Origin of the sequence: Vibrio sp. 10N.261.55.A10 (genome assembly GCF_041470825.1) — a bacterium.
Lineage (GTDB): Bacteria > Pseudomonadota > Gammaproteobacteria > Enterobacterales > Vibrionaceae > Vibrio > Vibrio crassostreae_C.
The window spans coordinates 83,859-106,881 of the sequence record NZ_JBFRNC010000057.1; the positions used below are offsets into that span (position 1 = coordinate 83,859).

Here is a 23,023-nt window from a genome sequence, read left to right on the forward strand (position 1 = left end):
TGCAGCAAAAGTCGGAAATATATAACTCAATTGCATACACGGTCATCGTAATAAGAGCGATTATTTGATATAAGGTATGCAATTCAAATTTGGAGTATCAATGGCTTATGGCGATTTCTTTAAACTTCGAACTCATTCGTGAACATAACGAAAAACTGGCAAATTTAGGATACCTCGCTGAGCAGATCCTACATTTAGACCCTGGCAGCGCCATAACGCGATTGCGTGGCTTTGCCGAAGAAGTCACCAAAGAGATTTATGCCATTGATGGTTTAGCAAGGCTTCCGCAGGCAAGCTTTATGGAACTGCTAAAGAACGATGCTTTTATTGATGTCACTGAATCGCGCCTTCGAGATCAGCTTCATTTCTTGCGAGTAGAAGGAAATGACACTGCACATGGTGGCGACGGTTCGACGCGTAAAGCTTATGCGGCACTGGGTACAGCTCACTCTTTATCTCAATACCTTGCGATTAACTATTACGGCTTTCAAGTGTCCGAGCTCAATGAGCTTGTATATCCAGAGGCTCCTACCTCAAGCTCTTTAACGCAAAAGCAACTTGATAAAGCTATTGAAGAGAACGAACAGAAGCAACAAGCGCTGTTTGATGAATTAGAGCGCGAGCGCCAGAAGCGACAAGCAGCAGAAACTCAGGTCGAGTTAACGGCTGAACAACTCAAGCAAGCAAAAGCACAGGCGAAATCGCGTAGTCAACAATCGGCGAACAGCCTTCAATGGGATGAAAATAAAACTCGCCAGTTGTTAATTGATACATTACTGGCTCAGGCGGGTTGGGATATTAACGATCCAGAAAAAGTAGGCATTGAAGTTGAAGTCGAACATCAACCGACAAACTCGGGAGTAGGGTATGTCGATTATGTTCTTTGGGACGACGACGGCACGCCACTTGCCGTAGTCGAAGCGAAACGTTCGCGTGAACATATGCAAAAAGGCAGAGAGCAAGCTCGCTATTATGCTGAAGGTCTAGCAAAGCAACATAACTGTCCAGAGCCGATAGTGTTTTATACCAATGGCTATGAGATTTGTATTTGGGATACCAAGCAATACAACACCTATCGTCAGGTGTTTGGCTTCTATTCCAAAGATAGCCTGAAGTTTTTGCAATACCAGCATTTACATAAAGATCCAAATTTAGAACAACTCAACCCTAGCGCAGACATCGCAGGTCGACCTTATCAGATTGAGGCGATCAAATCGGTGACCAACCAATTCCAAAATCAGCGCCGTAAGGCATTGATTGTTCAAGCAACAGGAACGGGTAAAACTCGTGTATCCATTGCATTAGTTGAGTTGCTACTTCGTTCTCGCTGGGTTAAGCGCGTACTATTCTTGTGTGACCGTAAGGAGCTGCGCCGTCAAGCCGATGGAGCGTTTAAAGACTTTTTACCAAGTGAACCGCGTTGTGTCATCGGGGAGAAAAACCAAGTCGACCAGTCAGCTCGTGTATTCGTCTCGACTTACCCAGGTATGATGAACCGATTCTCACAATTGGATGTAGGCTTCTTTGATTTGATCATTGCCGATGAATCACACCGTAGTATCTATAACCGCTATCGTGACATTTTCGACTACTTTGATGCAATGCAGGTAGGTTTAACTGCAACACCAGTCAAGTTCATTGCGCGTAACACTTATGACTTGTTTGGATGTGAAAATGGCGACCCAACCTTTAACTTCGACCTAGCAGAAGCGATCTCGCATGAGCCACGTTTCTTAAATCCATTCAGAGTAAAAGAGTTTACTACCGAATTCTTGCGTGATGGTATCCACTACAGCAAACTCACTCCAGAACAGCAAGCGCAGCTTGAAGAAGATCTCGGAGAAGAAGAGGCGCAAAATACCACTATTAAAGGTAAAGACATTGGCAGAAAGATTTTCAGTGTCGAAACCGACAGTGCCATCCTAGAGAACTTGATGGAAAATGGCATTAAAGATGCCACTCAGTCGCTAGTGGGGAAAACCATCATCTTTGCGCAAAACCAAGCGCATGCTGAACAACTTGAGAAACTCTTCTGTGAAGATCTGTATCCACAATACGGCAGTAAAGTCTGTAAGGTGATCCACAATGCTGTCGATCGACCAGAAGCTCGAATTGATGAGTTTAAAAAGCCAGATAACGATTTCCGTATCGCCATTTCCGTCGATATGATGGATACCGGTATCGATGTACCAGAAGTGGTCAACCTTGTGTTTGCACGCCCTGTGAAATCTTGGGTGAAGTTCTGGCAGATGATAGGGCGTGGTACAAGGCTTTGCCCAGACCTGTTTGGCCCCGATAAAGACAAAGAAGAGTTCTTGATTTTCGACCACTATGGCAACTTTGAATATTTTGAAGAAGAGTATGTAGAAGCAGACACTGGCGTTAGCCGTTCATTGCTACAAACCGTCTTTGAAGCACGCTTACAACTTGCCGATGAAGCACAAAAGCGTGCTGACGTTAAAGCCTTTGAGCTTGCTTGTGCGCAGATGAAAGCGGATATTTGTGACTTACCAGAAGGCGCAATCGCCGTTCGCCGAGAGCTTAGAAACGTAAAACAGCTCCAAGAAACTGACCAGTTACTCCAAATGAATGGTTCCACTAGGCATTTACTGGAAACCACAATCGCGCCTCTGATGGGAAATCGCACACTGAAAGACAAAGACGCCTCAATGCTAGACCGCTTAACTTCGCAAATCCAAAGTGCGCAGCTATCTGGCAGTAGCGAGATCGAGAACCTAAAAGCGGATTACATCTCTCGTTTACAAAACCTTGCGGTTACCATTACAGAAGTGCGTAAACAGGGCGATGAAATCGCAAGAGTGCAAACCCAGAAATACTGGCAAGATATTACGCTAGAGCAGCTTGAAAACACACGGACTAAACTGCGTGGGGTTATGAAGTTCAAAAAGAAAGAACTGTCTCCCTATGAGAATATTCAAACAACCACAGCGCAAGATGGCGAGGTTCGTGAAACTGACCGTGTGGTGGTTATCGGTGATGAAACAGAAGCCATGGTTTACCGTAAGCGTTTGAAAGACATTCTCGATAAAATGCTCACTGATAATCCAGTCTTGCAGAAGATTCATAACAACCAAGCAGTGACCGAAGATGAACTAAAGTCACTGACTTCAACCATTTTAACGCAGCACCCCGGTGTTGATGCGAATGCCTTGAACGCTTTTTATGGCAGAACGTCACAAGAACTGAGCCAAACGTTGGTTCAGCTAGTGGGTTTAGACGCCGATCTGGTCAATCAACGCTTTACCGATTTCATTCAAAATAACCAACTTAGCTACAAGCAAGTGCAGTTTTTGAATCAATTGAAACGCTTTATTTGTCAGAACGGGCGTATCAAAGTCGCAGATTTATACGAGGGGCCGTTCGAGCGCCTAACCGATGGCGAAGGCTTAGATATCTTCACCGATTCAAAAGCGGATCAGCTTGAAGCGTTAATGCAGCCATTTTTGATGCCACATTAACCAAACGGTCATTCAAAACATCGAAAAGGGGGTTTGTAAGGTTACGAACTCCCTTATTCATTATAAAATCTCATAATCTACACCTCTTAACTTTGTCGTTTGCAAAGTTAACAGCCACTAAAAGAAGAACGCATTATGCTAACTGGTCAATTACGTAACGATATCGATGGTCTGTGGGAAAAGTTTTGGACGGGTGGGGTAACCAACCCGCTGGTGGTGATTGAACAGATCAGTTACCTAATGTTCTCTCGCATGTTAGATATGCAAGAAACCACGGCAGAGAAAAAGGCTAAACGTACAGGTAAACCGTTTACTCGCCAGTTTCCGGAAACGCCTGAAGGTCAGTTACTACGTTGGCAGAACTTTAAAAACATGTCAGGTGCAGAACTGCTTCCGCACTTGCGTAACAATGTATTCCCGCACTTCTCACAAATCGAGCTAAACGGTTCAGACATTGCGCAATTTATGGCGGATGCCGACGTGGAGATTCGTAGTGAATCGGTACTGCTATCTGCTGTTGAGATGGTTGATAAGCTTCCGCTCGAGCAGAGTGATGTTAAAGGTGATATCTACGAATATCTACTGAGTAAGCTCTCTTCTGCTGGCATTAACGGACAATTCCGTACGCCTCGTCATATCATCGATATGATGGTTGAAATGCTCGATGTGCAACCAACAGATGTGATTTGTGACCCTGCGTGTGGTACAGCGGGCTTCCTTTCTCGCGCAATGGAGTACCTGACGCGTACTCACACGAGCCCAGAAAGCATTTACCAGGATGAAGACGGCAACAACGTGTACACCGGTGACATGCTGCACGAATACCAAGAGCACATTAATAATAAAATGTTCTGGGGTTTTGACTTCGACACCACAATGCTCCGCGTTTCAGCAATGAACATGCTGCTACACGGTGTAAGCTCCGCCAACATCACGTATCAAGACAGCTTGAATAAGAACTTTGCAGGCAAAGCTCAAGAAGAGAATTTCTTCGACAAAATTTTAGCCAACCCGCCATTTAAAGGTAGCCTAGATGAGCAGTCGGTAAACCCGCAAGTGCTTTCAATGGTGAAAACCAAGAAAACCGAGCTACTATTTGTGGCGTTAATCTTGCGCATGCTAAAACTGGGTGGGCGCAGCGCAACCATCGTGCCTGATGGTGTCTTGTTTGGTAGCTCAAAAGCTCACAAAGACTTACGTCAAGAGTTGATTGACAATAACCAACTAGAAGCCATGATTTCTCTGCCAAGTGGTGTATTCAAGCCATACGCTGGGGTATCTACCGGTATTCTTATCTTCACCAAAGGCGGTAGCACCGACAATGTGATGTTCTATGACATGCAGGCTGACGGCTACTCACTCGATGATAAGCGTAACCCAATCAAAGACAATGACATTCCAGAAGCATTGGCAAAATGGAAGCGTTATAGTGAGCTATACCAAGCGAACGATACTGATGCATTAACCACAGAGTTTGGTGATAAAACGCAGAAAGCCTTTATGGTGTCAGCTGAAGACATTAAAGCGCAAAAGTACGACCTTTCTATCAACCGTTACAAAGAAGTCGTTTACGAAGAAGAGGTGTACGAAGACCCTAAGGTAATTCTTGGTAAACTGAAAACACTTGAGAATGAAATTCTGGCTGACCTAAATGAGTTGGAGGGGATGCTATGAGTTGGAGCTTAGTACCATTACATGATGTTTGTCGACCAAAACAATGGAAAACAATAGCATCTAGTAAACTTTTAGATGAAGGTTTTCCTGTTTACGGTGCTAACGGTATCATTGGTTTTTATGATGAATATACCCACGAGCTGCCTACTTTAATGATTACTTGTCGTGGAGCAACGTGTGGTAACGTCCATATATCCAAGCCAAAGTCATACATTAACGGAAATGCAATGGCTTTAGATAGCCTTGACCATGATAAAGTTGATATAAGATATCTGTACTACTTTTTTAAAAGTAGGGGATTTAAAGATGTCATTTCAGGCTCAGCTCAGCCACAAATAACTGGTCAGGGTTTAACTAAAGTTCAAATCCCACTCCCACCACTAGCCGAACAAAAACGCATTGCGGCCATTTTGGATAAAGCTGATGCTATCCGCCAAAAGCGCAAGCAAGCCATCGACCTAGCAGATGAGTTCCTACGCAGCGTCTTTTTGGATATGTTTGGTGATCCGGTTACTAACCCGAAAGGGTTTCCGTTAGGTACTATTCGAGATCTAGTTGATACCGCAAATTATGGAACATCAGGTAAAGCATCAGAGACAGATGGAGAATTTCCTGTTCTGCGTATGGGTAATATTACCTATCAGGGTGGGTGGGACTTTACTGACTTAAAGTATATTGATCTGACGGAGAAAGAACTACCAAAGTACCTTGTTCATAGGGGTGATTTGTTGTTTAACCGTACTAATAGTCGTGAGCTTGTGGGGAAAACGGCAGTATATAATCAAGATGAACCAATGGCATTTGCCGGATATTTAGTGCGTGTTCGACCTAACGAGCTTGGTAACAATTACTACATCTCTGGATATCTAAACTCAGGGCATGGAAAAAAGGTCTTAGTTGGAATGTGTAAAAGTATTGTTGGTATGGCAAATATCAATGCGCAAGAATTGCAGGACATTAAGATTTTATTACCACCAATAGAGATACAAAATCAGTATGAATCATTGGCGAAATCTGTTTATGAAAAAACGATGACGCACAAGTCTAGTAGTACGGAACTTGAGTTATTGTTTAACTCTCTATCCCAAAAAGCTTTCTCTGGCGAACTGTAAACCAAGCCCTAAATAAACCCTCAAATTATTAGCAATGCTGAGAATTTTCAGCATTGCTATCAACAACAATGGCCATCCTTTATTGTTTATCCAGCTAAATCCCTTGAATTACTATCAGGCTCAGTTACGAAAACGGGTCATCAAAACTTGAACTCCCGCAGCCAAAACTATCATCGTCAAATAGGCTCGAATCATCGAAACAACTGTTTGTACTGTCATCAAACAAACTACTGTTCATGCTATCGTCACTCAGTGAACTGATCGAGTCGTCAAAGAGGCTAGTACTATCAAAGCTATCCGATGAATCTATGCCGAATGGATTGCCTCCTGCATCCACGCCGCCAATGCCACCGATCATAGGTAACCCCGTAGCAGGGTTAATTGCATTGTCATCAAACGTTGTGGTGTCTTCTGAAAACAAAGTGCTTTCGATAGTGTCGGATTCAAACTGATCATCCTGGTCGTTACTGGGCGTGGTGTCTGAATGTTCACTGCCTGAAGCTGTATCTGAAGTTGAAGCCATAGGGGAAAAGTCGCTGGTCTCAGTCATGTGAGAGACGAAAAAGTAGCTAAACACTCCGATGAAGATCCCGAAAGGTATCGCCAGCGAGCCAATCATGAGGCCGATGGCAGGAAAAAGAATAGCTAAGATATATTTCATATAGAGCCTCATCACTCGGCATGTTAGAAAACTAGATGTTCAAATCATCCTTATGTCTAAACAATAGCAACCCAACCATTTTGTGTTGTTATCAATGTTGAGATTTGCAGTCCATCCTTCACTAATAGTATTGACTCAATTTTTAATTTGTATATGTGATGTCAACTCTATAAATATATGCAATTTGATGATAATAGTATGAGTTAACTCGCTGATTTGTATCAGCATAACCACTTAAAGTTAATGATTACCGCTGAAAATGAATATCACCAAGCTATCTCTAACCAATTTCCGCTCATTCCAGCAAACACAAACTATCGAGTTTGCACCAGTCACCTTATTGTTCGGCCCAAATAGTGTCGGTAAGAGCAGTGTCCTTATGGCTCTGTTCTACTTACAGCATGTAATTAATAAGGGGCAATGTGACCCTCAGCGAATTGAAGCGCTCGGTAATAAATACGTTGGCGGCTTTAAGAATCTTATTAACGGTAAAGATCTCTCTAAAACCATGGTAATCAAGGTTGAGTACCAGAAACCAAAAAATCAAGCAGGACACAGCTTCGATGATAGCACTTGGTTTATTGAGGGTTTACATCAAAAAGCGGCTCAGTTAGGTGAGTCCGTATCTGAACCTTTACTCAATATGAGTAGCCCTAGTGAATGGGCCGACGAGATCGCGATTGAGTTTGAAATCAAGTGGTCTCACGCTGAAAAAACAGCGTTTGTCTACCGCCAATCTGTGTGGTTAGACAACGAGTTCATTCTGGAAGTGAAGAACACCAAGCCGAACGACAACGCTGAAGTGAGCCGAGTTAACTATCTTCATCCTTTATTTAAAACGGATGACGAAGATGACACAGAAATGGCTTATCGGGAAGATGGCTCCTGCGGTGAATTTCATCACCATGTTTTAGAAGCAGCAACCTCTACCCCGATAGATGTATTGTTACCGAATAGTCAACGAAGGTTTGTTCACGCTCCATTTCACTTTCAATCTCGATCAGGTGCACTACCAAGGCTAGATAAAAGGTTAGAAACGAGCTTAGAGTCCGAACATGACTTGATTACTCGCAGAATCGAGGAGATTTTTAGTGATGTGATTGTCGCATCGCTCGCCAACCTAAACGATGTTCTTTCAGACAGTGTTGCTATTGGGCCGCTAAGACAAATTCCTGATTCTACTTTCGATGCTGAAGATAAGGTGATTCAAAAGGATTGGTACTCGGGTAAGGCGAGTTGGGACACCATTTTCAATGCCGATATGGAGGTGGTTCATCGAGTTAACCGCTGGATGGCAGGCCGTGATTGGCTTGATCTTGGTTATGCCTTGGTTGAAAAGTCTGAGCAAGGGCGGATCGACTATATCAGTGATGGCGATAAGTTTAGTGATTTCACACGTAGACAACTGGATGAAGCGTCGAGCGAAGGTGTCAACCATAAGTATTTTTCTTCACGAGAGTATCAACACGACGTGGTTACCTTGTGGGACCTTTCAAATGATATTGAGGTGTCAGCGAGTGACGTTGGTGCCGGTATTTCACAAGTTTTCCCCTTGGTGGTTGCAGCAGAATCGAACAAGCGTGGCCTGATTTGTTGTGAGCAACCTGAATTGCATTTACATCCCAAAGCACAAGTTTCATTGGGTGATTTGTTAACTCAAACAGACAGTAAAAACCACTACCTCATTGAAACTCACAGTGAGCATCTGATCCTGCGCTTACTTCGCCGTATCAGAGAAACGACAGATCAAGCGTTGCCAAGTGGCTTTACGCCAGTTAGCAAAGCGGATCTCTCTATTGTCTACCTAGAGTCTTCTGATGCAGGAGTTGTGGCACATAAAACACTGCTTACCGATGATGGTGATTTAGAAACAGGTTGGCCGAGTGGTTTCTTTGATGAAAGAGATGAGGAGCTTTTCTAATGTACAAGGAGATAGCACTCGACCCTCACTGTATGTCGGAGTATCACTATTATGCGTTGCTTAAAAGTGCCTTTGGTTTTGAAAATGGTCGGTATTTGATAGCCCCAACTAAAGAGTGGGTCAGGGAGGCGTATCAAAGTGTTAAGGCTTCCGATATTGCGCCAACTAAGAAAAAGTCAGTGACTAATTTTCTTAATAAGTTGCAGCGAGATAAAGCGAATCCTTTCATTGTGTTACCAAAAGATCGAGCAGATTCAACACTGCAGAGTGGGTATGAGAATTGGCTCAATTGGATGACATCACAACACTCACTAAGAGCATTCAACGCCGTTGTGTCAGAGCAAGCGGGCGCAGAACATATCAATTATGAGCAGATCATTGATGGAGACACGAGTTGGTCGATTCCTCCAACACTTTGGATCGATAAAACCGAGCACAATCTCTTAGAGGTGACTGTTCCACTACTGAATGTGGGAAAAGATCTAATCATTGCGGATCCCTATTTTAAACTCCCAGGTAATGCATTGCTCAAAGCTATTTTGCGTAGGGCCACATCCTCAGGTGTTCGCACCGTGAGTATCGTGACCACAATGGATTGCAGTAATTTATCAGGTGTTTTTGAACGCGAGTATCAAGCTTCAATGGTTGATTTACCGTTGGTGAATTATATCCGTGTACCACATGGGTTTATACACGATAGATATCTGCTCAGTGATAAAGCGGCCATAAAAGCGGGGCAAGGCTTTTCAACAGCACCTGAAAAAGGCCTGCAGTCGGATCGATTAAGCATCAGTTTGTGCGGTTTAGAAGAATATAGAGAAACCAAAGCGTGTATCGACGAGTATCAAAACAAGCATCCAGAAATGTGCACGCGTTTGGGTGAATAATAAAACAATGGCTTAGATAAATATTATGGAATTACAGTTTAAGGATGTATCCGGTAAAGACAATATTGGCGATTTTACTTGGATCCATCAATCAGGGCGTCAGGCACTTATCGCAGACCTGGTATCGGGTTGCGACGTTGCTAGGGGGATAGACCTGCTAAGTAGTTGGTTAACCGTGAATCAAACTAATGAGCTGTTTGTCGCGGAACAAGTGATAGAAGATCTGCATCAACTCTTTTTCAACAATGGGGTTCAATCTACATTTGGCATCATCACTCAGAAGGCAGAAGAGTTTGAATTGTCTTGGGTAGGAAATATTCGGCTTTATCGAGTTGAGAAGGGGGTTAAAAGAGCCGAATCTCGCGGCTTTGAATCACAACCTATTTCTGTTGTTGGTAGTGAGGTCACGCCTATCGTTCATCACATGAACCTTGATAATGATGGGATTTCGAAGTTCATTTTAACCAGTGACGGTTTAAGCAGCCAAATGATGTGTGAGCTTAATTTAACCTCTGATACTCTAACCAGTGGCCAACTGCAAAAAAAACTGCTTCCGGCGGTTGTTGACCAAGACTGGTCTGCACTTATCTTTCCGATGTCGAACTCGCACTCTTTTGTAGAAAATGACTGGCCATACAATCCGTTTGTTGGGGCACAAGAAGAGCGTTTACATGAACGCCGAGGCTTAGCTGAATTAGCAACACAACTTTTCACACAACCGCTTTTCGAAGGTTTTAGAATTGTCTCTTGCCCGCCGATCTTGAGTGAAAACTCATCCCGTTTGTTTGATGGACTGCTTATTTATCCGTTTGGTGTGATTCCGCTTGAATTGAAAGATCATCACGGCAGTATCGCAGTTGATATGTGCACGAACAAACGAAACAGCTTGTTGGTCGATAATGATATGGGTCGCACTTACCTCTCGAATCCGGTCACTAAGCTCAGAGAAGCCTTAAGAAGGTTTGGTGATCTACCTGAGTTAAAAGCGTTGCTGCCAGAATTAAAAAATACTGGCTTAGTACTGTTTACGAATCGTAACGCCAATGTTGAGTGTATTTATGATGGCCAAACGGTTTCGGCTCCTTTTATGGAGATGGGTGAAGTCATCGTTGCGCAAACCGAGCAGGTGTCTTCGCTACTCGTTAAGTTCTGCCGCTCTCGATTCGGTAAAAAACCAAAACGGCGTTTGTTTGAATCGGAAATAAATCAGCTCGTTCAGGAACTGACGGCATCTCCTGTTGAACAGTATCAAGGTGCCATCACCGTTGGAGATTATGAAGTAGAGCTGGAAGCGGTTGAGTCGGAATCAACAGATTACTTTACCGTTTACAACGCCGTTCTATTTAACGAACAGGTTTGGGCGAAGTGCTTTAATTTAGATCACTTAAGTGCTGTACATCGCCAAACCGAGCTCAAGAGCTTGGGCCGAGAAGCTCTAGTGCTTAAGCGCTTAAGCAGAGTGGATGGGGTTCAACGCTATCAAGATAAGGAATTACTTGAAGACAAGTTTTATGTGTTCGTTGAAAAAGCTCCTGCTGTAACACTTGAACAATGGCTTAGTGCGAACCCTACAAGAGAAGAAAAACTCAACCTACTGATCGAATTAGCAGAAACCATCCAACAGATTCAGAGCGTGGGTGACCCCGAGATTATTCATCGAGCCATTAACTTATCAAATATTCGTGTCACCGAACGAAGCGAGCCAATGTTGATAAATTTCGAGTTATGTCAGCAAGAAATGGTTGCGACACTGCCCCTAAATGCTAGAAGAACGTTCGAGCAGAAGTACCAAGCGCCGGAAGTAAATGAACCTGGTCAGTCTTTAACGTTTTCTTCCGATATTTTTAGTCTGGGATTAGTCGTGTTTTATTCGTTAAGTGGGGAACTGCCGTTTGAGCAATCGACAAAAGAATTAGTGAGTAAGGGGCGCCGCCCAGCGTATTGGAAACAGCTGTGCCAAAAGTTAGAGCTATCAGGACAATATGCTGAGTTTTGGCAGAGAATACTTCACGTTACACCTAAATACCGTCCAACAATTGAGCAAGTGATAGAGGTCTTAAAGACATGGAAATGACAACAAATGGCTATGCCAAACAATACCCCAAGGAAAAGGTAATCTATCAGTGTGAAGCGACGAAACGTGCTTTTTATCGCGTCAAATTGCCTCAGCTTGGCTTGTATTACGGGTTAAAAGAGATTGAGGTCGAGGATCTTAAAGCTAGTAAAGCCATTAAAAATGAGATTGTTGCTCTGAACCGTTTGCCGTTTGGTGTTGCAGCTAAGTGCCATCAATATTGGCAAGAGGGAAAGAAGCATTATCTTCTCATGGACTGGGTTGAAGGTAAGCCTCTTAATGAGTTTGTAACGACGGCACCAAATAATCGTAGAGAGTTTGCACAACGCCTGCGCTTGGCAGAGAAAATTGGTTGGAAGTTGGTTGAACTTCATCGTTATCGTGTTACCCATCGAGACCTGAAACCAGAAAATATCATTGTGCACAGTGACAAAAATCAGAATGTCGCCGGAGTCAGTTTTATTGATTTTGGTTTATCCAACCAAAAGCGTTACCTTGAGGAAGGGACAGCACATTATCGCTCCCCGGAGCAAGAATTTGTGAGACACGTGAGCCTCACACAGTCGTCGGACATTTTTTCGTTCTGCCAACTTATTCACTATTTATTGACGGGCCAACCATTGGTACTTCAGCCAAATTTTGATAATTCGGATTGGGATGAGATGAACATTCACTTGCCTACCTCTATACCATCAAAGCTCCATGATGCATTGCAACAGGGGCTAACGTTCGACTGTAGTCAGCGCAGTAAACAAGTATTTACTATCGTCAAAGCCTTACAAGAGGCTTCTAAGCAACTCAATAGCAAGGGGTAATCGTAATGTCTGCATACAATCAAACCGTGCCTTTTTGGCCGGAAGATAAATCAGCTAAGTATGGTTCCGTTCTTCCTCTATTGTATCGTTTGGAAAATAATTATCTGGATAAAAACTGGCCTGACAATGGTGAAGGTCAAGAGGCGGTTATAAGCCAACTAAAGTCAACTAACAAAGCTTGGGCTTCTTCATTTAAGCCGAAAGATACCGTCATCGTCACCTTACTTATTGGTAAATATAAAATCACAATTAATGTTGCCAAGAGTGAGGAAAAACCTAGGCTTTGGGTGAGCCGCATTTACTATGCGAACAACCAAGACCGTCAGCGTATGCTGGAGCACGGGACTTTGCTTGAATTCGATGGTATTGAGTTTCTGACTGGCCGCGAATTTGGAAATGGATTGGAAGCTCGTGATATTAGGTTTAAGTATGGCTTATACGCAACCGAGTTACTCGATGCAATCAATTCTCCATGGAATGTGGAGGGTGAGGAGCTAGAACCAGAACAAGCAGAAGAGGAGGCGCTTTGCTACGAAGAGCAAGAGATGGTCGATGTGTTGCGCTGTTTCATTGACTCTGAATATGAACTCGAAAGAATTGCGGCTCAGCAATGTATGCCTTTCAATGCGACCTCTATCAGCGCTCGAAGTGAGCGAACAACCTACCGTCTTCACTATGAAATTACGTTAGATGAATTTGATTATTCCCGCTTACTTGAAGTACAACCAACGCTGCTTGAAATGCTCGACGAAATGCGAGAGCCAACAGATATATTATTAGAGGTGGCGGATCTCACCCCTGTAGAGAATGAACCTATCATTCACGTTAGCATCGAGAAACAAGCGTTAAATTCACAAATACCAGATCAAGCGCTTTTGGCTATTGCGGCTCTACCGACGTTAAAGAAGGTAAGAAATTCTGTTGTAGATTCTTTGGAGTCAGAGTCTTCCCAAAACCCATGGTTGTTGCCTTTAGCCGCTAAAGTGTATCAACATGAGCCTCTTACCCCAATTAAGGTTCCATTACCTCCAAGTAAATTCCCGCCGACACCGTCGCAAGTTAAAGCGATTGATAGTGGTGCTGGTAGTAATGATTACACTTTGGTTCTAGGGCCTCCGGGCACTGGTAAAACAACGGTTATTCTTCAGTGGGTGAAGTACTTCGCGGCTCAGGGTAAACGTGTTCTTGTGACATCGCAAAACAATAAAGCGGTCGACAATGTTCTAGAGCGTTTGGCCGAAGAAGACGATTTTGAGTGTTTACGTATAGGCAACGAAAATAAAATTAGCTCTTGCTTGGAGGACATTACACTCGATAATAAAGCCGCTGAATTGCAAGCGCGTATGTTTAGTTCAGCCGATGAGACACTGAAAAACCTAGAGTCTCAACTCACTTATATCCATGAACTGCTTGCGAGTAGAAATGAAATTATCGCGAAAATGGATAATGCAGATAAAGTTCAAAGTGATCACATCCATCATATTAATAGGCAGAAAAGCTTACACGTAGAGTTGGCTGAAATAGAATCGCATATTCTTTCTCACGACAATGTTATTCGTCGATTAAATGCTCAATTAAAAGAAATTGAGCAAAAAGAGTGGCCGATTTTTAAGTCTGTTTCTCGATGGATAAACACTAAAAAGACCAATCTAGTCAATAGCCGTATAGAAAGCTCTCATATAAAGTCTGGAAAACTTAGCGAATCACGAACAACGACTATGGCCTCTATTGCCAATACAGAGAAGTCTATAGAGGAAGCTCAACAGCTTATTGAAAGCTGTAATCAACAGATTGATGCTTACTTTAGAAAGGTCACTTCCCTAGTTGATGAGGTAGTTCTGCCAGGGCAGTCTGAGGACAGAGTAACGAAATTAGAACTGGTTCAATTGGATGAACTGTTGCGTAAAGTTTCGGGTATTCATAGCAACCTCACGCAGTGGTTCAATAAATTGAAAACCGAGCGTCAACAGGCGCTGTATAAAATCTTAATCGAAAACGTAAACGTGGTTGGTGCTACTTGTATTGGTATCAATACCAAAGCCCTATTTAGAGAACTCGACTTTGATGTTGTGATCGTAGATGAGTCTGGTCAGATACAACTCCACAACTTAATTGTCCCTTTGTCCCGAGCCAATAAAGCGATATTAGTAGGGGATCATAAGCAGTTACCGCCTGTCGTCAGTGATGAAGTACTGGAAGAAGTTGAAGCTAAAGACTTCGGTGACTACAAAGACCTTTATCGACTGAGTTGGTTTGAGCACCTATGGAATGCCGCTCCGGACGACCGAAAAATTATGCTGGATACACAGTTTCGCTGTCCTTCCATTATTAGTGACTTTGTCTCGGAAGCATTTTATGAGGGAAACTATTTTGCTGGTGTCGGTATGGACAAGAAAAAGCCGCTACTTTCATACTGTCCACAGCCGATGATTTGGATAGACACGACTTGGTTAGAAAATAAAGGTGAAAAGTCGACATCAGAAGAGGGCAGAGCGGTGGTGCAAGATAACGTTTGTGAGACAAATCTAGTTATTGAGCTTCTTAAGTCTTCAATTCAGGAGATGCCAGAACTTGCTGAGAACCGAGAGATAGGGGTTATTGTTCCCTACGCAAATCACGTGAAAGCCATCCAGAACGCAATACGCAGAGAACAAAAGCGTGGTGAGCTACTGGAACTCAAGATGCCACTGAATGAACTGGTTGCTTCTGTAGATAGTTTCCAGGGGCAAGAACGAGATTTGATCATATTCACATTCACGCGTTCGAATCGACAAGGTAAGGTTGGATTCCTTGCGGATTGGCGCCGACTTAATGTTGCTCAAACACGAGCTAAGAAGCAGCTTGTAATGATCGGTGATTCTCAAACATTGACTAAAGGTGCAGACCGAGATAGTGCTCATGATGTGGAATTCAAGAGAGCGATGGTGCTGCTGAAGAGTCAGTGTTATGAGAAAGGGGCGCTAATCCAAGCGAGCCGTTTTCTTCCTAACGAAAAAACGGTTCAACGACCGCAAAACCCATCATTTCAAAACAAGCGTAAAGCACCGCAGAACCGCCACTCTAAAACAATGTTGGTAAGTGAAAATGGCTAAAAAGAAAACAAATAGTAATCCTTACTTCAATGTCTTGAAGAGTTACGCTGAAGTACTAAATTCTCAGATCGGATCTGATGAAACGCTCTTTTATGTTCGAGATAGTCTGTTACCGATTCTAAATGTGAAAATATTGGTAAAAGAGCGAAGTAGAGAGGAGTTAAGTGATATAGATTTAATGATCTTCAAGTTGATAGAGCAAGGTGTCAGTTCTGTTCAATCTATCGTAACTTTGACTGGTTTAGCAGAAAAACTTGTCACAAAGCACTTGAGTGAAATGGCAGGCCGTTCCTTTGTTACTTTTATTGATGGAAGGTTTAAATTAACAGCGTTGGGGGAAGAGACGCTTGAACACGGTGTCCCAATTCGCACCGTGCAGCGAGCCTATCGCTATTGTGCTGTTTCAGAACAACTGCTGCCGAAAGATGCGTATAAGTTACCTTACACCGAGGTAGATAAGCTTCGCTCTAGCGACTTTACACGTACGATTAGCTCGAACCATATCTTAGAAGAGTCTCAATTAGTTAACCTTAAAGGATTAGACTTATCAAAGGTCAGTTCGAAAAGAGCACTTGGTATTACCGACGAAGCATTATCCTTTGACGAGATTATTGGGTACTCATCTGGTTATCTTCAAACACGGGTCTTTTTGGTCGGCAAAAATAAGCCTCAAAGAGCGATTGTGGCATTTGGAGAAACCTGCGTTGAATATGATTTAGAGGGAATATTGGCGACAGTTACAGCATTAAATGACGAAAATATCATAGGTAACTTAAACGAGTTTCATCAAAGGCAAAAGGTCTCTTTTGGAGATGGAGAAGTCACACTTGATGAGTTCGGTCTCCCAGTTGTCAATATTACGCGAGCAAATCTCGATTGGTTGTCAAAAGGGTTAGAGTCAGGGCAGAAAGCCATCCTTATGTGTGGGACTCAAGCTTTACCTGCTAAGCCTATAGGCTTGAAAGCTTGGGGTAGGCTATCAAGTATATCTGGCTTGACCATTCGTTACTGTCTGCTTGAGGAAGAGTTACAAAAGGATGCATCTAGCCTAAGGGAGTACACTGATTTATGTGATTCGTATATGAGAATTCCTCGAGACGAAAGACCTTATTCAAAGCTAAGTGCTTACATTGAAAATACACTATCGGTGGAAGAGATAGAGCATGTACGTGTACTTGCTGAGCGCTATTCTATAGCTAGGATCAGTAATAATTTACCCAAGACAGAGGCGGTTGAAGCTTAATGGCTGAGTATAAATGGCAGGGGTGGGGATTTTTACCGCTCTTTATCTCAAAGAAATCATTTTTAGAACTTGTGAACTCAGGAAATTGGAAACATTGGAGCGAAGATTTACAAGATCATGAGATCAAAGATATAAGACGCTTCTATACTCGATCTAGTGCCGATTTGTTAAGGCCAATGAAACAAGGTCGCTACGTGTTTGAAGCTAAATTGAGTGATAGCCCGTTGTTATCTTTGGTACCTAATCAACAATCGTTTAATCACGAATTTTCGGTCTGTATTACCAAGCTACAGCTTCTCCAAATGGGCGAGGTGAGTCTGCTTTATTTGCATTTTGAATCTAGCGATAACCTAAGTGCAACTAGTATTGCTGAGCTCAATAGAGCTGTTTTTCAATGGGAGCCGAGAACGGAAAGGCATAATGTTTGTCTATGGGAGGATTCAGAACAACAAAAGAAAGGATTAAAGCAACACATTAGTGACTTACTAAGCCTTCCTCTAAGCAATAACAGCCACTATGAAGAAGATGCTTTTGGTCATGAGCTTGTTAGTTGTTCTTGGATTAAGCAAGTAAGTGATTTTGACCAATCTGACACTATTTGTGTGAGTGAGCTTAGCGCAGGAATCAATTTTTCTAACCCTAGGTATAAGCTCTCTGAAAACGAAAAACACAGGCTTATCGAGAACCAATTTCACTACTGGTCTGATTGGCGCTGTCAATTTAATCTGAATCGTCTTGTTTTTGTAGATCAAACCCCAGGAGAATCATCACTAAACTGGAACTTAGCGACGAACCAGTACTATCTTGATTTGTTAGCCGCGGTAATTTGCCAACGAACAACGCTCGGTCGTTTTAAAGATGAGATGATTTTAAGCCCGAACAAACAAAGAGCGAGGCTTTACGAACGGATATCCCTATTTAGACGATCGTATAAAATGTCTCATGTCTCTACTTACCCTTTTGCAGAGAGATTGTATCAATATCTGTGCTGCCAAGCAGATTTAGAGTTAATAGAACAAAAAGCATTCGTCGAGCTGGAGCATAACCATGCGTTATGGAAGCAAGAGAAAGACGAATCATCCAACACGGTTTTGTTGTTAGTATCACTTGTGGCTGCTTTGCTCGTCCCCGCCAGCTCTATAGCCACAATTATGGCATTAACAAAAGAACAAATGAATCTAACCTTTTGGGCTATATCTGGAAGTATCACTCTAGTTACCGCGATTGTAATGGTGTGGCCGCCACTTAAACGTTATTTGAAAAGTAAAGATTGATGAGAGAACCAGAATCGAGCAGTAATTTTGTAATTGAACTTATTATCGGCATTGTATTGGTTGTGTCTCTTGATTCGGCCTTAATAGCTGTACTAAATATTAGCTTAGTACGGCTAACTGGTAACCAATTGGTGGATGTTTTGTTAATGAGTTTGTTCTTTTTTGGTTTGTATATGACAAAAGTATCACTGTGGCTAAGGGTGCGATTAGTGTCTTTTATCTATAGGTTTTGCAAGTAAACTTCTTAGCTACTTTACCCAAATATGACTCTTTCTATAAACTCTCAGCTCAAACACGCAGGGAGTTTCTCATTTTGAGCATTCATAAGCTTAAGAATACCAATCTGAATTATCTAACTTTTATCATAGCGTTCGGACAAACAAGGGTTTAGCGCATATGACGATACAATTGGTAAAAATTCAAGGTGATGAGACACCGCTGTTCGCCCCGTTTTCTGGAGTTCAAATTGCAGGAGAGGGCGTGCAGAGTTGGGATAAGCTTGAGGAAGATCCGACGTTTCTATTCGGTTTTTGTTTAGAAGCTGGTGAGTTTGTTTATATCAACAATGAATTATCTCAAGCTGTTGGTTTTGATATTTCTGATGTTGAACTTACGGTAGAGCAGCTTTGTAGCATGCTGAAAGTTCGCAATGGTGTTTGTATAGAGCACAATACTGGCTGGGGCGGTAGCTACATTGTAGCGTTTGGGGAACTAAGTGAATGCTAACACAAGGTGATCTATGCCCACACTGTGGTTTGATAATTATGATGCCAACTGACTTAACTCCAGATTGTCTAGGCTGTGGAAAGATTATCAATCAGGAGACAGACCAAACAGATGGTGACGAATTTTATGGTATCTAGACGATAGCATAACTATTAAGTCCTTCTTTTTCATACAAGACCAAATAACTTAGTGAGCCTATTTTGAAAAATATTTTGGTAGCCGTGACAGGCGCAAGCCCTCAAGTCCTAACTGAAACGCTGTTTGCATTGAATCATCAAGGTAAAACAATGCCTGATGAAGTATTTGTGATTACTACCGCTAACTCTAAGCTAACGCTAGAAGAAGGGTTGTTTCAAGATGGTCATTGGAACAAGTTAATACAAGATTATCAACTTCCAGACATTAAGTTTAGTTCTGACAATATTTGGTTGATCTCTGATGAAGAAGGCAATGTGTTAGATGATGCAAAGGCCGAAGCAGACCAAGTCGTCATGGCTGACTTTATTACACAGAAAGTAGAGGAGTTGACTCGCAATGACGATGTTGCGATTCATGCTTCAATTGCTGGTGGACGAAAGACAATGGCTTTTTACATGGGCTACGCAATGTCTTTGTATGGTCGTGAGCAAGACGTGCTGAGTCATGTGTTCGTAGACGATGATTTTGAGTTTGTGAGTGAATTTTATTACCCAACTCCTTATGATAAGTACATCGTCGGGAGAGATAAAAAAAAGGTCGTAAACACCAAGGACGCTAACGTCACCCTAGCTGAAATCCCGTTTGTAAGAATGCGTCGTCAGGTTGATGAGTCAATTTATAATCAAATGCAAAGCCATTCGTTTTCAAAAACTGTATCAGCTTTGAATAGCGCTCATAGCTCAGAAATTAAAGTAAAAATTTCGACCAAGGATAAGACATTAGATGTGGCTGGTGTACCTGTAAAACTTACAGCTAAAGCGCTAGCTATTTACTTATTCTTCGTCAAAAAAGCCATGAGGACGGAAACGTTGGGGCGAATATTTGAAGAAGACGTTGACCAAACGCGTGAATATTTAAAAGTATTAGACTCAATGAAAGCCGACGTGCGTTTGTACAAAAGCATGGGTTTAGAAGATGAGGGGCAGTGGCGTCAGAATGATTTTGAATTGACACCTAAATTGACGAAAGACTTCGTACGTCAGTCATTAAGTGCATTCCATAAAACGTTAGAAAGGCGTTTAGTTCCAGATATCGTGGAAAAAATCAAAGTGCACTCTGATGGTGCCAAAGCCGGTGCGAGTTATAGTGTCAATAGTGGTATTACTATTGAGGTAGATGGGCTGGTTGTCTGAACCTAAACCTAAATCGCAATAGTTTGAAGCTAATTTGAGCTGGCATTGGACTGTAACAAGGTTCAATAAGGTCAGTTCTAAACTTAAGTAACACCAGAAGTAACATTTTTAAATTCTATTTTTATAATTCCCATACTAATCAATTTGATATATTGGATAGTCGAGTCCAGTAGCGGCACCAAATTCGTTCTTCATGAACAAACAAAAAAGCCCACCTAGTGTGGGCTTTTTTGTGTCTGTAATTCCTTGTGTTATCTCGTTCTTTATGAACAATCAAAAAAGTCCACTGAATGTGGGCTTTGATGTAGATCTTGTCGTCTTCTAAGCTAAGCTCGAATGATCATTTGCTCGCGCTCAGGACCTACCGATACCATCACGATTGGAACACCCATTAACTCTTCGATACGAGTAACGTAATCTTGTGCTGCTTGAGGAAGGCTCTCAAACGTGCGGCAACCCGTGATGTCTTCATCCCAGCCAGCCATATCTTCATATACGGGCTTTAGCTCAGCCGTTTGTGGCCAAATCGGGTTCTCTGTGTGCTCTCCTGAGTAAGCAGTACAGATCTTAAGCTCAGACAAACCAGACAGGCAATCAATCTTTGTCAGTGCGATTTCCGTTGCAGCTTGCAGGTCAACACCGTTGCGAGTTGCCACTGCATCAAAGTAACCCATATCACGTGGTCGACCCGTAGTTGCGCCGTATTCGTTAGAGCTTTCGCGGAAGCTGTCTTGTTCTTCCATTGCAGTTACTAGCGTGCCAGTACCAACAGACGAGCTGAATGATTTAGCAACAGCGATAACACGTTCAGGACGAAGTGCAGGTAAACCGCTACCAATGCCAGCATAAGCTGCGGTTACATTCGAAGATGTTGTCCAAGGGTATTCACCGTAGACAAGGTCGCGACCTGCGCCTAACTGAGCTTCAAACAGTAGGTTTGCGTCTTGTGATTGCAGCGCTTTAAGCGGCTCAGTTACGTTGCAGATGAACGGGCGCCACGCTTTAGTTACTTCAAGTAGCCATTCTGTAATTTCAGAAGCAGTCTGGGAGAAGTCACATTGAGGGTAGAGCGCTTTAAGCTGAGGCATCTTCCAATCAAGTAGGAATTGAATACGCTGCTCTAAAATTTCAGGTTGATTCAGCCAACCGACAAGAATGCCTTTCTTCATTACACGATCGCCGTACGCTGGTGCAATGCCTTGACGTGTAGAGCCGTAAGCGCCATCGCCCAAACGCTCTTCTTCAAGCGTATCTTCAAGAGCATGTAAAGGGAGACACAGTGTCGCACGATCTGAGATCGCCATTTTCACTTTGATGCCAGCCTCTTGAACTTCTGCAATCTCTTCAGTTAGCGCAGCAGGGCTGATCACCATGCCAGGGCCAAGAACCGCCGTACAATTAGGATTAAAAATACCACTAGGTAGTTGGTGCAGTTTGAATGTACCGAAGTCATTTACCACAGTATGACCTGCATTGTTTCCGCCTTGGAAACGAATGCTAGCAGAAGCTTGGTCTGCTAAAAAATCGACGATGCGGCCTTTGCCTTCATCACCCCAGTTTGCGCCCACAACAACGATAGATGGCATAATTTTTCTCCTAACTGATTGAGGAATCATGTTAGGCCTACAAGGTGGATAAGAGAAATTAATTATCTTTATTATCTTGATAAGGATTTCATATATCCTTAAGGTCTTAAGCTACAAACGAGATTCCCTATCACGTTCGTTCCTCACTGTAGGGAATGACGATGGGGCATTCTTTACTTTTAGGGAATGATATTAGTGACACGAGAGAGAGGACATGATGCTCGATATTAATTTGTTGAAGACGTTTGTGACGCTTGCGGAGTACAAGCATTTTGGGAAAGCGGCCAATGCACTGCACATGACACAACCCAATGTGAGTTTGCACCTAAAACAACTGGAACAACAAACACGCATAAAGTTGATAGAGAGAAGCCCTTTTCAATTGACTCAAGCGGGTGAACGGCTATTGGAAACAAGCCAAAGAACGCTACTCGAACTGCAGATTTGTCAGGCCGATCTCAATGCCATTAACGACCTTAAAATAGGGACGTTAACCATTGCCGTAAGTGACATCATTTCTCGATTTTTGCTAATTCGTCCGTTCCAGAAGTTCAAAGCGCAGTATCCCGGTATTGACCTTACGCTCTTGAATACCACGTCATCTCAGGCATCGAATTTAGTTAAAAATGCTCAAGCGGATATTGGTTTTGTTATCGCCAAAGAGCAGCACAACGAGTCTTTGTATTTCACTAAGCTGCAAGAGCTTTCTTGGTGTGCGCTTGGCGATGGGTTTGATATCCGAGACTCTGATGCAGAGCTCACTTTGATTCTACTAGGTCATGATACGAGAACGCGTGACTTTATTGATGAAGGTTTACCAAGCCTTAATCTACCTAATTATAGGGTGATGGAAGTAGGGAGTGTCGATGCTCAAATCGACTGGGCAGAAGCGGGATTTGGTGTGGCTATTGTCCCGGAGTTTGCGGTATCAACCAAGCAGCACCTGCATTCGAAAGTGACACCATTGACCAACTTCTCGAGCACCAGTCTTGGTTATATTGTTCGGCAGAACCAAGTCTTGTCGAAAGCAACCAAGCAGCTGTTAGGTTGGGTGAATGATGAGATTATTTCATTGCAAAACAAATAAATACAATCATTGAGTTTGACTCAATCAGCCCACCTCGAGTGGTAATGCCGTTCACTTAAGA

Annotated in this window: 15 protein-coding genes; 13 read left to right on the forward strand and 2 right to left on the reverse strand. The window is 42.8% G+C overall.

What is annotated here, in order from left to right; translation table 11 throughout:
• Positions 1-107: 107 nt before the first annotated feature.
• The 3 genes from AB4274_RS17925 to AB4274_RS17935 all read left to right on the forward strand — a co-directional run bounded on the left by AB4274_RS17925 (position 108) and on the right by AB4274_RS17935 (position 6,265).
• Entirely contained in the window at positions 108-3,479 is a 3,372-nt protein-coding gene (locus AB4274_RS17925; RefSeq protein ID WP_372112805.1) for a DEAD/DEAH box helicase family protein, read from the forward strand.
• 135 nt (positions 3,480-3,614) lie between these two features.
• Positions 3,615-5,153 carry an N-6 DNA methylase gene (locus AB4274_RS17930; RefSeq protein WP_372112807.1) on the forward strand — a complete coding sequence of 513 codons (1,539 nt, stop codon included), beginning with the start codon at positions 3,615-3,617 and terminating at the stop codon, positions 5,151-5,153.
• Complete coding sequence (locus AB4274_RS17935) at positions 5,150-6,265, forward strand: restriction endonuclease subunit S (protein ID WP_372112809.1); 1,116 nt, start codon at positions 5,150-5,152, stop codon at positions 6,263-6,265. The genes AB4274_RS17930 and AB4274_RS17935 overlap by 4 nt, the downstream gene beginning before the upstream one ends.
• A gap of 124 nt (positions 6,266-6,389) precedes the next feature.
• Here AB4274_RS17935 and AB4274_RS17940 read toward each other — a convergent pair whose 3' ends face one another.
• Positions 6,390-6,815: a hypothetical protein gene (locus AB4274_RS17940; protein ID WP_372112810.1), complete on the reverse strand. Its 426-nt coding sequence runs from the start codon at positions 6,813-6,815 to the stop codon at positions 6,390-6,392.
• A gap of 370 nt (positions 6,816-7,185) precedes the next feature.
• Here AB4274_RS17940 and AB4274_RS17945 point away from each other — a divergent pair, with 370 nt between their 5' ends.
• From AB4274_RS17945 to csm6, 9 genes are all read left to right on the forward strand, one after another.
• Positions 7,186-8,847 carry a DUF3696 domain-containing protein gene (locus AB4274_RS17945; RefSeq protein ID WP_372112812.1) on the forward strand — a complete coding sequence of 554 codons (1,662 nt, stop codon included), beginning with the start codon at positions 7,186-7,188 and terminating at the stop codon, positions 8,845-8,847.
• Entirely contained in the window at positions 8,847-9,734 is an 888-nt protein-coding gene (locus tag AB4274_RS17950) for a hypothetical protein (RefSeq protein ID WP_372112814.1), read from the forward strand. Before AB4274_RS17945 ends, AB4274_RS17950 begins: the two co-directional genes overlap by 1 nt.
• 25 nt (positions 9,735-9,759) lie before the next feature.
• The gene (locus AB4274_RS17955; protein ID WP_372112815.1) at positions 9,760-11,808 is read left to right on the forward strand and encodes a protein kinase family protein; all 2,049 of its coding nucleotides are present in this window, start codon (positions 9,760-9,762) and stop codon (positions 11,806-11,808) included.
• Entirely contained in the window at positions 11,799-12,623 is an 825-nt protein-coding gene (locus AB4274_RS17960) for a serine/threonine protein kinase (protein ID WP_372112817.1), read from the forward strand. The genes AB4274_RS17955 and AB4274_RS17960 overlap by 10 nt, the downstream gene beginning before the upstream one ends.
• Positions 12,624-12,628: 5 nt before the next feature.
• Entirely contained in the window at positions 12,629-15,715 is a 3,087-nt protein-coding gene (locus AB4274_RS17965) for a DEAD/DEAH box helicase (RefSeq protein ID WP_372112819.1), read from the forward strand.
• Complete coding sequence (locus tag AB4274_RS17970) at positions 15,708-16,958, forward strand: hypothetical protein (RefSeq protein ID WP_102320124.1); 1,251 nt, start codon at positions 15,708-15,710, stop codon at positions 16,956-16,958. The genes AB4274_RS17965 and AB4274_RS17970 overlap by 8 nt, the downstream gene beginning before the upstream one ends.
• Positions 16,958-18,232 carry a hypothetical protein gene (locus AB4274_RS17975; protein ID WP_372112821.1) on the forward strand — a complete coding sequence of 425 codons (1,275 nt, stop codon included), beginning with the start codon at positions 16,958-16,960 and terminating at the stop codon, positions 18,230-18,232. The genes AB4274_RS17970 and AB4274_RS17975 overlap by 1 nt, the downstream gene beginning before the upstream one ends.
• A 396-nt stretch (positions 18,233-18,628) precedes the next feature.
• A complete protein-coding gene (locus tag AB4274_RS17980) occupies positions 18,629-18,958 on the forward strand; it encodes a hypothetical protein (protein ID WP_136982980.1) in 330 nt (109 codons plus the stop codon).
• A 200-nt stretch (positions 18,959-19,158) separates the two neighbouring features.
• Positions 19,159-20,289, forward strand: a complete 1,131-nt coding sequence (gene csm6 / locus AB4274_RS17985) for a CRISPR-associated ring nuclease Csm6 (RefSeq protein WP_136978197.1) — start codon at positions 19,159-19,161, stop codon at positions 20,287-20,289.
• 326 nt (positions 20,290-20,615) lie between these two features.
• Here csm6 and AB4274_RS17990 read toward each other — a convergent pair whose 3' ends face one another.
• A complete protein-coding gene (locus tag AB4274_RS17990; protein ID WP_372112823.1) occupies positions 20,616-21,875 on the reverse strand; it encodes an adenylosuccinate synthase in 1,260 nt (419 codons plus the stop codon).
• A 214-nt stretch (positions 21,876-22,089) separates the two neighbouring features.
• On the opposite strand from AB4274_RS17990, the gene AB4274_RS17995 reads away from it, so the two are divergent.
• Positions 22,090-22,962: a LysR family transcriptional regulator gene (locus AB4274_RS17995; RefSeq protein WP_017059183.1), complete on the forward strand. Its 873-nt coding sequence runs from the start codon at positions 22,090-22,092 to the stop codon at positions 22,960-22,962.
• Positions 22,963-23,023 lie beyond the last annotated feature (61 nt).